The following is a 14,635-nucleotide window of genomic DNA, read 5'->3' on the forward strand; positions in this document are numbered from 1 at the left end:
CATGGGCGCGAACAATATGAACAGAACACCACCTTGACGAAGTGGCGTCAGGACGAGCGCCCACGCGAGCGTCAGAACGGCAGGAAGACGTCCACCGCTACCGCCACGAACAGCAGCGACAGGTACGTGATCGAGGCGTGGAACACCTTCATGGCGCCCAGCTTGCCGCTCGCCCGGCCCTGCGCCCGACGCAGCATGGCGATCGTCGACCACAGGAACCACGCGCCCAGCGCGCCCGCCACCACGGTGTACACCCAGGACATGCCCGCGAGCGGCGTCAGGAGGAGCGAGCAGGCGATCATCGCGATCGTGTAACCCACCATCTCGGCGGCGACCCGCTTGTCGTCGCTGACCACCGGCAGCATCGGGACGTTCGCGTTCGCGTAGTCCTGCTTGAACTTGATGGACAGCGGCCAGTAGTGCGGCGGCGTCCAGAAGAAGATGATGCCGAACAGGGCCAGGGCGGCCCAGCTCAGCTCGCCCGTCACGGAGGCCCACCCGATGAACACGGGCATGCAGCCGGCGATGCCGCCCCACACGATGTTCTGCGGGGTGCGGCGCTTGAGGATCATCGTGTAGCCCACGACGTAGATGACGATGGCGGCCAGCGTGAGCCACATCGCGGCCCAGTTGATGACGAGCGCGAACCACGTCAGCGACAGCAGGCCCAGGATGGAGGCGAAGACCAGGCCTGCGCGCGGGGAGATCTCCCCCGTGGCCAGCGGACGCTTCTTGGTCCGGTTCATGATCTGGTCTATGTCGCGGTCCCACCACATGTTGAACGCGTTGGCGCTGCCCGCCGCTCCGGCGCCGCCGATGAGCGTCGTGATGATCAGCCAGAAGCTGGGCAGGCCGTCGGCGGCCAGGATCATGGTGGGCACGGTCGTCACGAGCAGCAGCTCGATCACGCGCGGCTTGGTCAGCGCGACGTACGCGCCCGCCCGGCGGAAGAACCAGCCCCCGGGACGCTGTCCGACGTCGGCGGTGGACCCATCCCTCTCGGACCCGTCCTGCGGCGCCGCGGTGCGCACGCTCTGGCCGTTCCTCGTCTGGCTCGTTCTCACGCGCTTCGCAGTTCCGTCCGTGGGTCCTGATGTGGGTTTCGCACCAGGTGGGCCACGGTGCGAGCGGGGGGCGTGCACATCGTACGTCGCACCGTGACCCGGCCGCGCACCGCATTCCCGCGGTGCCATGTGAGATTTGTCCTGGGGTCCTGTGATCCACAGAGCATGGACAGGCCTGCGCAGCGGCTCGGGTGCGCGTATAGGGTTGATTTTGTTGTCGAACGAAGGGCGGCCGGTATCCCGCCGCCGCCGCACGCACGCTGCGCGGTCCTTGAGGCCCGTCCGCTCTCCGGGCAGGACGAGGATCCGACGGCGGAGAGAAAGAGGACTCGTGAACGCTTTCGACCCCGTGCTGAAGCCCTTGGAGTGGTCGGAGCTCGACGAGCGAGCGGTCAAGGCCATCAAGGCACTGGCCGCGGACGCCGTCGAGAAGGTGGGTAACGGACATCCCGGAACCGCGATCTCGCTCGCTCCGGCCGCATACCTCCTCTTCCAGAAGACCATGCGCCACGACCCGTCGGACCCCGCCTGGCTGGGCCGCGACCGGTTCGTGCTGAGCGCCGGCCACTCGTCGCTGACGATCTACCTGCAGCTCTTCCTCGCGGGCTACGGCCTCGAGATGGACGACCTCGCCGCGCTGCGCACCTGGGGCTCGAAGACCCCCGGCCACCCGGAGCTCGGCCACACCGCCGGCGTCGAGATCACCACCGGCCCGCTGGGTCAGGGGCTGGCCTCCGCCGTCGGCATGGCGATGGCCTCGCGCCGCGAGCGCGGCCTGCTCGACCCGGCCGCCGCCCCCGGTGAGTCGCCGTTCGACCACCACGTGTACGTCATCGCGTCCGACGGCGACCTGCAGGAGGGCGTGACCTCGGAGGCCTCGTCGCTCGCCGGTCACCAGCAGCTCGGCAACCTGATCCTGATCTGGGACGACAACAAGATCTCGATCGAGGACGACACCAACATCGCGTTCACCGAGGACGTCCTGGGGCGCTACGCGGCCTACGGCTGGCACACCCAGCGGGTGGACTGGACGTCGGGCGGCGAGGGCTACGCGGAGGACACCGACGCGCTGGCCGCCGCCATCGACGCCGCCAAGGCGGAGACCGGCAAGCCGTCCATCATCGCGCTGCGCACGATCATCGGCTGGCCGTCGCCCACCAAGCAGAACACGGGCGGCATCCACGGCTCGGCCATGGGCGCCGACGAGGTCAAGGGCCTCAAGTCCGCGCTCGGCCTGGACCCGGAGGCGTCGTTCGTGATCGACGCCGACGTGCTGTCCTACACGCGGTCCGTCGCGGAGCGTCAGGCCACGCAGCGTCAGGCCTGGGAGTCCGCCTTCGCGGCCTGGTCCGAGGCCAACCCGGCGGGCGCGACCCTGCTCGCGCGGCTGCGCGCCCACGAGCTGCCAGCAGGCTGGACCGACTCGCTGCCCGAGTTCGAGGCGAGCGAGAAGGGTGTCGCCACCCGTGCGGCGTCGGGCAAGGTGCTGACCGCCCTGGCGGACGTGCTGCCCGAGCTGTGGGGCGGCTCGGCCGACCTGGCCGGCTCGAACAACACGACGATGGACGGCGCGTCGTCGTTCGTGCCTGCCGTGCACGCGACCAAGAAGTTCCCGGGCAACGAGTACGGCCGCACGCTGCACTTCGGCATCCGCGAGCACGCCATGGGCTCGATCCTCAACGGCATAGTGCTGCACGGCCTGACCCGCCCCTACGGCGGCACGTTCCTGCAGTTCGCCGACTACATGCGGGCCTCGGTGCGCCTGGCGGCGCTGATGAGCATCCCCACCACGTTCGTCTGGACGCACGACTCGATCGGCCTCGGCGAGGACGGCCCGACACACCAGCCGGTGGAGCACCTCGCGGCGCTGCGAGCCATCCCGAACCTCGACGTCGTACGCCCCGCGGACGCGAACGAGACCGCCTGGGCCTGGCGCGGCATCCTCGAGAACCGGGCCAACCCGGCCGGCATCGTGCTCACCCGGCAGAACGTGCCCACCTACCCGCGTGGCACCGACGGCTTCGGCGGCGCCGAGGGCACCCTCAAGGGCGGCTACACGCTCCTGGACACCGAGGGCACACCCGACGTCGTCCTCGTGGGCACCGGGTCCGAGGTGCAGCTCGCCGTCGAGGCGCGCAAGCTCCTCGCCGCCGACGGCGTGCAGGCCCGCGTGGTCTCCATGCCCTCGCGCGAGTGGTTCGACAAGCAGGACGCCGCCTACCGCGAGTCGGTCATCCCGTCCGGAGTGAAGGCCCGCGTCTCGGTCGAGGCGGGCGTCGCGCAGGGCTGGCGCGAGATCGTCGGCGACGCCGGCCGCATCGTGTCGCTCGAGCACTACGGCGCGTCGGCCGACTACAAGACGCTCTACACCGAGTACGGCATCACGGCCGAGGCGGTCGCCCAGGCCGCCAAGGAGTCGATCGAGGCCGCGTCCTGAACACGGCAGGACCACACGGACACGAGAGAGGAAGGGCACGATGACCGAGAGCACGAGCACAAGCGAGAACGTCAGTCCCACCCAGCGGCTGTCCGAGGCGGGTGTCGCCATCTGGCTGGACGACCTGTCCCGTGAGCGCCTGCGCACCGGCAACCTGGCCGAGCTCATGACCACCAGGAACGTCGTGGGAGTCACCACCAACCCGACGATCTTCGCCGCCGCGCTCGCGCACGGCGACGCCTACGCCGGGACCCTGGCCGAGCTGGCCGGCTCCGACGTCGAGACGGCGGTCGAGCGCATCACCACCGACGACGTGCGCGACGCCGCCGACGTGCTGCGCCCCGCGTACGACGCGAGCTCAGCCGTGGACGGCCGCGTGTCCATCGAGGTGGACCCGCGGCTCGCCCGCGACACCGGGGCGACCCAGACCACCGCCGTGCGGCTGTGGGAGACCGTCGGCCGGCCGAACGTGATGATCAAGATCCCCGCCACCGTCGAGGGCCTGCCGGCCATCACGGCCACCCTGGCGAAGGGCATCAGCGTGAACGTGACGCTGATCTTCTCGATCGACCGGTACCGGGCGGTGATGGACGCCTTCCTCGCCGGGCTGGAGCAGGCCAAGGAGGCGGGCCACGACCTGTCCGTCATCGGCTCGGTGGCGTCGTTCTTCGTGTCCCGCGTGGACTCGGAGGTCGACAAGCGCCTGAACACGATCGGCACCGACGAGGCGCTCGCGCTGCGCGGCCAGGCCGCCATCGCGAACGCTCGGCTGGCCTTCGCGGCCTACGAGGAGGTCTTCTCGACCGACCGGTGGGCCGCGCTCAAGGCCGCCGGCGCCCAGCCGCAGCGTCCGCTGTGGGCGTCGACCGGCGTGAAGGACCCGAGCTACCGCGACACGATGTACGTGGACGAGCTTGTGGTGGCGGGTGTGGTCAACACGATGCCCGAGAAGACGCTCGACGCGTTCGCCGACCACGGCATCGTCCTGGCCGACACCGTCACGGGGTCGGGCGCGGAGGCCGCCGCGGTGATCGCGGCCATCGAGGCGCAGGGCATCTCCATCGACGAGGTGACGGCACAGCTGGAGGACGAGGGCGTGACGAAGTTCGAGGTCAGCTGGGACGAGCTCCTGACGACCACCAAGACGGGGCTCGACGGCGCCGGTGCAGGGGGCGGCGTCCGGTGAGGCCGGCAAAGATCGCGCAGGGCGTCAACCCCCTGCGCGACCCCCTCGACCTGCGGCTGCCCCGCATCGCGGGCCCGAGCGGCCTGGTGATCTTCGGCGTGACGGGCGACCTGGCACGCAAGAAGCTGATGCCCGCCGTCTACGACCTCGCCAACCGCGGCCTGCTCCCGCCGGGCTTCGCCCTGACGGGTTTCGCCCGGCGCGACTGGGCGGACCAGGACTTCGCGCAGGTGGTGCACGACGCCGTCAAGGAGCACGCCCGTACCCCCTTCCGGGAGGCCACGTGGCGCCAGCTCGCCGAGGGCATCCGGTTCGTGCAGGGCTCGTTCGACGACGACGCCGCGTTCGAGCGGCTTCGCGAGACCGTCGAGACCCTCGACAAGGAGCGCGGCACCGGCGGCAACCACGCGTTCTACCTGTCGGTCCCCCCGGCGGCGTTCCCCGTGGTCTGCCGGCAGCTCGCCAAGCACGGGCTGTCGCGGCCCGACGACGACGCGGACGGCGACGGCGTGGACGCCTGGCGGCGGGTGGTCATCGAGAAGCCGTTCGGCCACGACCTGGCCAGCGCGCGCGAGCTCGACGCCGTCGTCTCCGAGGTCTTCGAGCCCGAGTCGGTGTTCCGCATCGACCACTACCTGGGCAAGGAGACCGTCCAGAACCTGCTGGCGCTGCGGTTCGCGAACACGATGTTCGAGCCCATCTGGAACTCGAGCTACGTGGACCACGTGCAGATCACGATGGCCGAGGACATCGGCATCGGCGGCCGCGCCGGCTACTACGACGGGATCGGCGCCGCGCGCGACGTCATCCAGAACCACCTGATCCAGCTCCTGGCGCTGGTGGCGATGGAGGAGCCCGTCAACTTCGACGCCCCCGAGCTGCGCGCCGAGAAGATCAAGGTGCTCTCGTCCGTGCGCCTGCCGCGGGACCTCGGCAAGCACACCGCCCGCGGCCAGTACGAGGGCGGCTGGCAGGGCGGCGACGAGGTGCCCGGCTTCCTCGAGGAGGACGGCATCGCGAAGGACTCCACCACGGAGACCTTCGCCGCCGTCCGGGTCGACGTCGACAACCGCCGCTGGGCGGGTGTCCCGTTCTACCTGCGGCACGGCAAGCGCCTGGGCCGCCGGGTCACCGAGGTGGCAGTGGTGTTCAAGAAGGCGCCGCACCTGCCGTTCGAGTCGTCGCTGACGTCCGAGCTCGGCAACAACGCCCTGGTCATCCGCGTGCAGCCCGACGAGGGCGTCACCATGCGGTTCGGCGCCAAGGTGCCGGGCACGGCGATGCAGGTGCGCGACGTGACGATGGACTTCGGGTACGGGCACTCGTTCACCGAGTCCTCCCCCGAGGCCTACGAGCGACTCATCCTGGACGTGCTGCTCGGCGACCCGCCGCTGTTCCCGACGCGGGAGGAGGTCGAGCTCTCCTGGAAGATCCTCGACCCGATCACGTCCTACTGGGCGCGCAAGGGCCAGCCGGAGCCGTACGCGTCGGGCACCTGGGGTCCGGCGTCGGCCGACGCCATGATGGAACGCGACGGCAGGACCTGGAGGCGACCATGATCATCGACATGCCGGACACCACTACCAACCTGATCAACAAGCGGCTGGTGCGCCTGCGCGACGAGGGCGGCGCGGTAGCCCTCGGTCGGGTCCTCACTCTCGTGGTCCTGGCCGACGAGCGGGACGTGGAGGAGTCCGTCGAGGCCGCGAACGACGCGAGCCGCGAGCACCCGTGCCGGGTCATCGTCGTCGCCCCGGCGGCGAGCGGTTCCAACGCCCGCCTCGACGCCCAGATCCGGGTGGGCGGTGACGCCGGCGCCTCGGAGGTGGTGGTGCTGCGCGCCTTCGGTCCGCTCCTGGAGCGCACGGACACCCTCGTGATGCCGCTCCTGCTGCCCGACGCGCCGATCGTGGCCTGGTGGCCGCGGGAGGCGCCTGAGGTGCCGTCGCAGGACCCGGTGGGCGCCATGGCGGCCCGCCGGATCATCGACAGCACCATCGCCAAGAACCCGGCGGAGATGCTGGAGAACCTAGCCGGGACGTACGCCCCCGGGGACACCGACCTCGCATGGGCCCGGGTCACCCTGTGGCGGGGGCTCATCGCGGCCGCCGTCGAGCAGCCGCCGTACGAGCCCGTGCTCTCCGTGTCGGTCGAGGGGCAGAAGCGGCACACGTCGCTCGACCTGCTCGCGGCCTGGCTCGGCACCCGGCTGAACTGCCCCGCCGAGGTGGTCCGCACGGACAGCGACGACGCGATCACCCGCGTGACCCTGGAGCGCAAGAGCGGGCCGATCGTGCTCGACCGCCCCGACGGCCGCACAGTCACCATCACGCAGCCGGGCAAGCCCGCACGCCGGATCGCCCTGCCGATCCGTGCGCTCAACGAGGCCCTGATCGAGGAGCTGCGCCGGCTCGACCCGGACGAGATCTTCGAGGAGACCCTCATCCGGGGCCTCAAGCACATCACCACGCGGACAGCGGCCTGATGTCCGGCTCGGAGACGGGGCCCGGCCCGGCGGCCGGCCCCGGGTCCGGGGTGCGGCTCGTCGTCGTGCACCCCGACAAGGAGGTGCTGGCGCAGGCAGCGGCCGCGCGGCTGCTGACGCGCATCCTGGACGTGCAGTCGGTCCGCTCCCCCGTGCACGTTGTGCTCACCGGTGGCACGGTCGGCATCGCGTCGCTGGCGGCCGTGGCCGCCAGCCCGCTCGTGCCGGCCGTCGACTGGTCGGGGGTCCACCTCTGGTGGGGCGACGAGCGGTTCCTGCCGGACGGCGACCCGGACCGCAACGAGACGCAGGCCCGTCAGGCCCTGCTCGACGACCTGGTCGTCAACCACGGGCTCCCGGCGGCCAACGTCCACCCCATGCCGGGCCCGACGTCGGTCGCGACTCCCGAGGAGGGCGCCGCGGTCTACGCGGCGCAGCTCGCGGAGCACGCACCGGCCGGCGCGGCGACCCCCGTGCCGGCGTTCGACGTCCTGCTGCTCGGCATGGGGCCCGACGGGCACGTCGCGTCCCTGTTCCCCGGCCACGACGGCCTGGCCGCCCAGGGCACGACGGCGGGCGTGCACGGCTCGCCCAAGCCGCCGCCCGAGCGGGTCTCGCTCACGTTCGACGCGATCCGGTCCGCCCGCGAGGTGTGGATCGTTGCGGCGGGGGCCGAGAAGGCCGGGCAGGTGGCCGCCGCGCTGGCGGGCGAGCCGGTGACGAAGGTGCCCGCCGCGGGCGCCGTCGGGCAGGCACGGACCCTGTGGCTGCTGGACGCGGAAGCGGCCGGCGCCAAGAAGTGACCGCACAGCGGAACTGACAACACAGCGGTGAAGCAGAGCGCCTGCCCCGGTCGACCCGACCGGGGCAGGCGCTCTGCTTCACCACACTGCAAAAAAAGTTAGCTTGCTACGCGTCCGCCACGGCGGATCCGCAGTGCCTCCAGCGCCTCCTCCAGGAGGGCGGCGCCGTCCTCCTCGGACCGGCGCTCCTTCACGTAGGCAAGGTGCGTCTTGTACGGCTCGTTCCGCACGGGAGCCGGCGGATTGACCGGATCCATCCCTGCGGGGAACCCGCAACGGGGGCAGTCCCACTGCGTGGGAGCCTCCACGTCCTCGCCCACCGAGAAGCTCGGTGCTGTCTCGTGCCCGTTGGCACACCAGTAAGAAACCCGGATACGTGGCGCAGTGTCGCCGCGCTCCGTCTCCCCGAGGGGGCCTGCACCTACCCTGCTCCCCCGAATCGCATGACCACCTGATGCCACGTCTGTCGTCCCCTCTGTGTGTGGCCGTCAGCCGCTGGCCGCTTGGCGACCGGTCAGCTGACCCGCTGGATGAGCCCGAGCAGCACGATCACCACGGCCCACACCAGGGCGAAGCCAACGGTGATGCGGTTGAGGTTCCGCTCGGCCACGCCGGACGAACCGGCGCCCATCGAGATACCGCCACCGAACATGTCAGACATCCCGCCACCCTTGCCCTTGTGGAGCAGGATGAGCATGGTCAAGAAGCCGCTGGTCAGGACCAGCAGGACCAGAAGGATGATGCGGAGCGCGTCCACGAGTTCACGTCCTCGGTTGTAGGTGTACCGGGTGTTTCCCGGCGGCGGATCGGTCAAGAGTAAGCGAGACGCACCTCACAGTGCGAACCACCTGTTCAGGACTCCATGCAGCAAGCGATAGAGCCGTGAGCAGCGGTCACACCTGGAACATCACGCCCGAGCGAGAGTACATCAGCCAGATTGCGAGACGGTCTCAGCCCCGCGATGTCAGCCATTGGTTGTGGGCGCGACCGTTGCGACCAACCGCCCGTTCTAGGCGCAACGATCGCGCCCACAACCACTGGAGAATCAGGCCGTTACGTGGGACTGGTAGCGGGCAATTCTCGCGAACTCTTCCGGGTCCAGGCTCGCGCCGCCGACCAGGGCGCCGTCGACGTCGGGCTGCGCCATGATCTGCGCGACGTTGCCCGACTTCACCGAGCCGCCGTACAGCACCCGCACGCCCGCGGCGACGTCGGCGCCGCACAGCTCGCCGAGCACGCGGCGGATCGCGCCGCACACCTCCTGCGCGTCCTCCGGGGTGGCGACCTCGCCGGTGCCGATGGCCCAGACGGGCTCGTAGGCGACGACGATCTGCGCGACCTGCTCGGCCGGGACGTCCGCCAGCGCGGCCTCGACCTGCGCCAGCGTGTAGGACACCTGGTCGCCGGCCTTACGGACCTCCAGGCCCTCGCCGACGCACAGGATCGGGGTCAGGCCGTGGGCGAAGGCGGCACGCACCTTGGCGTTCACGACGTCGTCGGTCTCCGCGTGGTGCTCGCGCCGCTCCGAGTGCCCGATCGCCACGTAGGTGCAGCCCAGCTTCGACAGCATCGCCCCGGAGACCTCACCGGTGTACGCGCCGGACTCGTGCTTGGAGAGATCCTGGGCGCCGTAGACGAGCTCCAGCTTGTCGCCGTCGACGAGCGTCTGCACCGACCGCAGGTCGGTGAACGGCGGCAGCACCGCCACCTCGACCGCCTGGTAGTCGTGCTTGGCGTCCTTCAGGGACCAGGAGAGCTTCTGGACCGTGCTGATCGCCTGCTGGTGGTCCAGGTTCATCTTCCAGTTGCCCGCCATCAGGGGCGTGCGGGTGGTAGCCACGTTTTCTTCCTTCTTTTCGTCAGATACGACAGGTCGGTCAGTCGGCGAGGACGGTCAGGCCGGGGAGCTCCTTGCCCTCCAGCAGCTCCAGGCTGGCGCCGCCGCCGGTGGAGATGTGGCTGAACCCGGCCTCGTCGAAGCCGAGCGCACGCACGGCCGCTGCCGAGTCACCGCCGCCCACGATCGAGAAGGCGCCCGCGGCCGTCGCGTCGATGATGCCCTGCGCCACGGCCTTGGTGCCCGCGGCGAACGCCTCGAACTCGAAGACGCCCATGGGACCGTTCCAGGCGATGGTCTTGGCGTCGGCGAGCTTCTGCGCGAACAGCTTGCCCGACTCCGGGCCGATGTCGAGCCCCATGGTGCCGTCCGGGATCGCGTCCGCGGCGACGGTCCGGTGCGCCGCGTCCGCGGCGAAGGAGTCCGCCGCGACGATGTCGACCGGCAGCACGATCTCGACGCCGTTCTCCTCCGCCGAGGCGAGGTAGCCCTTGACGGCCTCGACCTGGTCGGTCTCCAGCAGGCTGTTGCCCACCGACAGGCCCTTGGCCGCGAGGAACGTGAAGACCATGCCGCCGCCGATGAGCAGGCGGTCGGCCTTGGTCAGGAGGTTCGCGATGACGCCGAGCTTGTCGGACACCTTGGAGCCGCCGAGCACCACGGCGTAGGGGCGCTCCGGGTCGCCGGTCGCCTTCGACAGCGACTCGACCTCGTTCAGTACCAGGTCACCGGCCGCGGCAGGCAGCACCTGCGCGACGTCGTACACCGACGCCTGCTTGCGGTGCACCACACCGAAGCCGTCCGAGACGAACGCGTCCGCGAGCTGCGCGAGCTCACCGGCGAGCTCGGCGCGCTCGGCGTCGACCTTCGAGGTCTCGCGCGCGTCGAACCGGACGTTCTCCAGGAGGGCGACCTGGCCGTCGGCCAGGGCCTCGACCGTCGCCTTCGCCGACGGGCCGACGAGGTCCTCGGCGAGCGGGACGTCCTGGCCGAGCAGCTCGCCCAGGCGGGCCGCGACGGGCGCGAGGGAGTACTGGGGGTCCGGCGTGCCCTTGGGGCGGCCGAGGTGCGCCAGCACGACGACGCGGGCACCGGCACCGGTCAGCCGCTGCAGCGTGGGCAGCGCGGCGCGGATGCGGCCGTCGTCCGTGATGGTCGTCCCGTCGAGCGGCACGTTGAAGTCGGAGCGGACCAGGACGCGCTTGCCGCGCAGGTCGCCGAGGGAGTCGATGGTCTTCATGAGCTCTCCAGATCGGGGTCCGGCAGCGAAGGTTGTTCGCCGGACGGGCTGTCGTTACATGACGACGTCCGCGTGCGCCGGCTGGCCGATGCGCACGCGGACGTCGGGGTTCACGTCAGGACGAGGGTGGTCAGAGCTTCTCGCCGACGAACACGGTGAGGTTGACGAGGCTGTTCGAGTAGCCCCACTCGTTGTCGTACCAGGCGACGACCTTGACCTGGTTGCCGATCACCTTGGTGAGCTTCGAGTCGTAGATGCTCTGGTGCGGGTTGGTCACGATGTCCGAGGAGACGATCTCGTCCTCGACGTACTCCAGGACACCCTTGAGCGGGCCCTCGGCGGCAGCCTTGACGGCGGCGTTGACCTCGTCGATCGTGACCTCGCGCGAGGCCTCGAAGGTCAGGTCCGTGGCCGAGCCGGTGATGACCGGCACGCGCAGGGCGTAGCCGTCCAGCTTGCCCTTGAGCTCCGGCAGCACCAGGGCGACGGCCTTGGCCGCACCCGTCGTGGTCGGGACGATGTTCTGCGCGGCTGCACGGGCGCGACGCAGGTCGCTGTGCGGGCCGTCCTGCAGGTTCTGGTCACCCGTGTAGGCGTGGATCGTGGTCATGAGGCCACGCTCGATGCCGATCGAGTCGTTCAGCGCCTTCGCCAGCGGGGCGAGGCAGTTCGTGGTGCACGACGCGTTCGAGATGATGTGGTGCGCCGCCGGGTCGTACAGCTCGTTGTTGACGCCCATGACGAAGGTGGCGTCCTCGTTCTTGGCCGGGGCCGAGATGATGACCTTCTTGGCGCCGGCGTCGATGTGCGCCTTCGCCTTGGTGGCGTCCGTGAAGAAGCCCGTGGACTCGATGACGATGTCCGCACCCAGCTCGCCCCAGGGAAGGTCTGCGGGGTTGCGCTCGGCGAGGGCGCGGATCTTCTTGCCGTCCACGATGATGTTCTCGTCGTCGAAGTCGACGGACTTGCCGAAGCGGCCGAGCGTCGTGTCGTACTTGAGCAGGTGCGCGAGCGTCTTGTTGTCGGTCAGGTCGTTGACCCCGACAACCTCGATGTCTGCACCCGACTCGACGAGAGCCCGGTAGAAGTTCCTGCCGATACGGCCGAAGCCGTTGATGCCGACGCGGATGGTCACAATGCCCTCCTCAGGGGGCGCCGGCCGTCCCGGCGCACACGTTTCTTTTAATCTGTCGCGTATCTGTCGCCACTGCCGTCGATGCCCGACGGCGAAGTGCGTTGCCAGGGTATTCATGGCACCGCGACCCCGCGACGACCCGTACGGGAAACGCGATGGTCACGGCGTCGTCACCTGACGATTTCGAGCCTATACCCGAAGCCGGGCGAACCGTGACCCGAGCCGGACAGCGTAGAACTCCCGGTTCTGTTCGTATCCACAGAATGGATGCGATACGGATTCGGCAGCCGGCCGCGCGGGTCAGGTCACAGGTCGAGCAGGTCCGCGGGGAGCCCGGCCTCGGTGTCTGGGATACCCAGCTCAAGAGCGCGCTTGTCCGCGGTCGACAGCAGCCGGCGGATCCGGCCCGCCACGGCGTCCTTCGACAGCTGCGGCTCGGCCAGGCGGCCCAGCTCCTCGAGCGACGCCTGCTTGTGCGCGAGCCGCAGCTCGCCGGCCTGGCGCAGGTGCTCCGGCAGCTCGTCGCCCAGGATCTCGAAGGCCCGCTGGACGCGCGCACCCGCCGCGACGGCGGCGCGGGCGGAGCGGCGCAGGTTCGCGTCGTCGAAGTTCGCCAGACGGTTGGCGGTGCCGCGCACCTCGCGGCGCTCCCGGCGCTCCTCCCAGACCTTGAGGGTCTCGGGCGCGCCGACGCGCTCCAGCATCCGCCCGATGGAGTCGCCGTCGCGGATGACCACGCGGTCGATCCCGCGCACCTCGCGGGACTTCGCAGCGACGCCCAGCCGGCGGGCCGCACCGACGAGCGCGAGCGCCGCCTCCGGCCCGGGGCTGGTCACTTCGAGCGCCATGGAGCGGCCGGGTTCGGTCAGGGAGCCGTGCGCCAGGAAGGCGCCGCGCCACACGGCCTCGGCCTCCTGCACCCCGGCGGACACGACCTCGGGCGCAAGTCCGCGGACGGGGCGGCCGCGGGCGTCGAGGAGGCCGGTCTGGCGGGCGAGCGACTCGCCCTCGCGCACCACGCGCACCACGAACCGCGAGCTCTTCCGCAGGCCACCGGCCTGGACGACGATGAGCTCGCTCGTGTGCCCGTACAGGTCGTGGATGGCATGCCGCAGCCGGGTGGCCCCCGCCTCGGTGTCGAGCTCAGCCTCGATCACGACCCGACCGGAGATGATGTGGAGCCCGCCGGAGAACCTCAGCGTCGCGGAGACCTCGGCCTTGCGGCACGACGTCTTCGCCACCCTCACCCGCGCGAGCTCCTCCTTGACCTGTCCCGTGAGCGCCATGGCGTCATCCTGCCATGGTCACGCCCACGGCATCCCGGTGGAATCGCGGATACTCGGGCGAAATGTCCCGGCGTGTCGCCACATGGGTCCTTCGGCCTGCAAGAATGCGTCCTTCATCGCGGCGCCTTCTCCCCCGCCGTGACCGCGAACGGCAGGTGGTTGCCCCGCAGCGGCGCCGCGCTCGTGCTGAAGTCCGTGAAGGCGTGCGGCAGGTTCACCGCCCGGTTCAGGTCCAGCCGCAGCGTGTCCGACGTCGCGGGGGCAGCCTCGTCCGCCCGCTCGTCGGCGTCGGCGTCGGCGTCGGCGTCGGCGTCGGCGTCGGCCTGGTCCGACGTCGTGACAACCACGGCCCGCCAGGACGCGACGCCATCGGCCTCGTCGCTGAAGACGATGGTGGGCGAGGTGAGGGTGCCGGTGAGCGAAACGGTCGCCGACCGCCCGTCGTGCACGACGTCGACCTCGCCGAACACCTCGACGTGGTGCACCAGGCCGGGCTGGGCGGAGCCGACCGCGACGGACTCCGGCTCGTCGTACCAGCGCACGGGGGCGTCGAGCACCCAGGCGGGGTCGTAGTCGAACGAGGGGACACCGGTGAACCCCGTGCGCGTGGCGGCCTGCGGGTCGCGCGGGCGCACGCCGTACCGGCCCGTGCGCACCACGACCTCGACGGCCACCTCGGCGTCGTCGGCCCCGGCGGCAGGACCGCCCCGGTCCTCCGGCACGAACGTGCCGATGATCCGGCTGCGGCCCTCGCCGACCCCGACCGCCGTCGGGCCGTCCGGCTCGACCCGCTCCCCCGCCAGCACCGCCGTATCGCCCGGCACCGGCCGGGTGTACAGGATCCCGTCGGCGACCCACCACTCGCCGGGCAGGCCGGGCAGGCGCCCCGGCTTCGCCGTGGGCCACAGCAGCGCGGTCGGGCTCAGCCACCCGTGCGGCTCGCGCAGCTCGCGCTCGCGGGCGGCGCGCCAGGCCGCATGCTCGCGGACGGCGTCGGCGGCAGCGTCGTCGACGGCAGTGCCGACGGCTCGGGTGTGCAGAGCCTCGGTCATGTCAGTCCTCCCGGTCGGGGTGCCTGCTGGCGCGGGCATCGGCCCCCACCGGTACAGGACGGGCGGGCGGCCGTTTTGGTTGCCCCCGGCAGCGGGTGAAGTCGCGGCGC

13 protein-coding genes are annotated in these 14,635 nt (G+C 70.9%); 5 read left to right on the forward strand and 8 right to left on the reverse strand.

The genetic code is table 11. From position 1 onward, the window contains the following. Positions 1-71: 71 nt before the first annotated feature. Positions 72-1,064 carry a heme o synthase gene (locus AB1046_RS05850; RefSeq protein WP_369373299.1) on the reverse strand — a complete coding sequence of 331 codons (993 nt, stop codon included), beginning with the start codon at positions 1,062-1,064 and terminating at the stop codon, positions 72-74. A 331-nt stretch (positions 1,065-1,395) separates the two neighbouring features. Here AB1046_RS05850 and tkt point away from each other — a divergent pair, with 331 nt between their 5' ends. From tkt to pgl, 5 genes are read left to right on the forward strand one after another with little or no spacing between them, the layout of a single operon-like run. After that, positions 1,396-3,501: a transketolase gene (tkt, locus tag AB1046_RS05855; protein ID WP_369373301.1), complete on the forward strand. Its 2,106-nt coding sequence runs from the start codon at positions 1,396-1,398 to the stop codon at positions 3,499-3,501. A gap of 40 nt (positions 3,502-3,541) precedes the next feature. Then, a complete protein-coding gene (gene tal, locus AB1046_RS05860) occupies positions 3,542-4,687 on the forward strand; it encodes a transaldolase (protein ID WP_369373303.1) in 1,146 nt (381 codons plus the stop codon). Then, entirely contained in the window at positions 4,684-6,246 is a 1,563-nt protein-coding gene (gene zwf / locus AB1046_RS05865; RefSeq protein WP_369373305.1) for a glucose-6-phosphate dehydrogenase, read from the forward strand. The genes tal and zwf overlap by 4 nt, the downstream gene beginning before the upstream one ends. Beyond that, positions 6,243-7,172, forward strand: a complete 930-nt coding sequence (opcA, locus tag AB1046_RS05870) for a glucose-6-phosphate dehydrogenase assembly protein OpcA (RefSeq protein ID WP_369373307.1) — start codon at positions 6,243-6,245, stop codon at positions 7,170-7,172. The genes zwf and opcA overlap by 4 nt, the downstream gene beginning before the upstream one ends. Further along, positions 7,172-7,975 carry a 6-phosphogluconolactonase gene (pgl, locus tag AB1046_RS05875; protein ID WP_369373309.1) on the forward strand — a complete coding sequence of 268 codons (804 nt, stop codon included), beginning with the start codon at positions 7,172-7,174 and terminating at the stop codon, positions 7,973-7,975. Before opcA ends, pgl begins: the two co-directional genes overlap by 1 nt. A gap of 98 nt (positions 7,976-8,073) precedes the next feature. Here the strand turns inward: pgl and AB1046_RS05880 are convergent, their stop codons facing one another. The 7 genes from AB1046_RS05880 to AB1046_RS05910 form a co-directional block, all read right to left on the reverse strand. Continuing rightward, positions 8,074-8,436: an RNA polymerase-binding protein RbpA gene (locus AB1046_RS05880; RefSeq protein WP_369373311.1), complete on the reverse strand. Its 363-nt coding sequence runs from the start codon at positions 8,434-8,436 to the stop codon at positions 8,074-8,076. A 53-nt stretch (positions 8,437-8,489) separates the two neighbouring features. Beyond that, positions 8,490-8,732, reverse strand: a complete 243-nt coding sequence (gene secG, locus AB1046_RS05885; RefSeq protein ID WP_369373313.1) for a preprotein translocase subunit SecG — start codon at positions 8,730-8,732, stop codon at positions 8,490-8,492. 288 nt (positions 8,733-9,020) lie between these two features. Beyond that, the gene (tpiA, locus tag AB1046_RS05890) at positions 9,021-9,791 is read right to left on the reverse strand and encodes a triose-phosphate isomerase (protein ID WP_369375588.1); all 771 of its coding nucleotides are present in this window, start codon (positions 9,789-9,791) and stop codon (positions 9,021-9,023) included. A gap of 61 nt (positions 9,792-9,852) precedes the next feature. Further along, complete coding sequence (gene pgk, locus AB1046_RS05895; protein ID WP_369373315.1) at positions 9,853-11,052, reverse strand: phosphoglycerate kinase; 1,200 nt, start codon at positions 11,050-11,052, stop codon at positions 9,853-9,855. A gap of 130 nt (positions 11,053-11,182) precedes the next feature. Continuing rightward, positions 11,183-12,187, reverse strand: a complete 1,005-nt coding sequence (gap, locus tag AB1046_RS05900; RefSeq protein ID WP_357442463.1) for a type I glyceraldehyde-3-phosphate dehydrogenase — start codon at positions 12,185-12,187, stop codon at positions 11,183-11,185. A 305-nt stretch (positions 12,188-12,492) separates the two neighbouring features. Then, positions 12,493-13,473, reverse strand: a complete 981-nt coding sequence (gene whiA / locus AB1046_RS05905) for a DNA-binding protein WhiA (RefSeq protein WP_369373318.1) — start codon at positions 13,471-13,473, stop codon at positions 12,493-12,495. 113 nt (positions 13,474-13,586) lie between these two features. Continuing rightward, on the reverse strand, positions 13,587-14,525 hold the full coding sequence (locus AB1046_RS05910; RefSeq protein WP_369373320.1) for a DUF1684 domain-containing protein: 939 nt from the start codon (positions 14,523-14,525) through the stop codon (positions 13,587-13,589). Positions 14,526-14,635 lie beyond the last annotated feature (110 nt).

The organism is Promicromonospora sp. Populi, assembly GCF_041081105.1.
Lineage (GTDB): Bacteria > Actinomycetota > Actinomycetes > Actinomycetales > Cellulomonadaceae > Promicromonospora.

What these genes read in the sequence shown, in the direction of transcription:
- tal (WP_369373303.1), top strand. Translation starts at nt 3,542, where the DNA reads ATGACCGAGAGCACGAGCACAAGCGAGAACGTCAGTCCCACCCAGCGG.
- pgk (WP_369373315.1), bottom strand. Translation starts at nt 11,052, where the DNA reads ATGAAGACCATCGACTCCCTCGGCGACCTGCGCGGCAAGCGCGTCCTG.
- tpiA (WP_369375588.1), bottom strand. Translation starts at nt 9,791, where the DNA reads ATGGCGGGCAACTGGAAGATGAACCTGGACCACCAGCAGGCGATCAGC.
- opcA (WP_369373307.1), top strand. Translation starts at nt 6,243, where the DNA reads ATGATCATCGACATGCCGGACACCACTACCAACCTGATCAACAAGCGG.
- pgl (WP_369373309.1), top strand. Translation starts at nt 7,172, where the DNA reads ATGTCCGGCTCGGAGACGGGGCCCGGCCCGGCGGCCGGCCCCGGGTCC.
- whiA (WP_369373318.1), bottom strand. Translation starts at nt 13,473, where the DNA reads ATGGCGCTCACGGGACAGGTCAAGGAGGAGCTCGCGCGGGTGAGGGTG.
- AB1046_RS05910 (WP_369373320.1), bottom strand. Translation starts at nt 14,525, where the DNA reads ATGACCGAGGCTCTGCACACCCGAGCCGTCGGCACTGCCGTCGACGAC.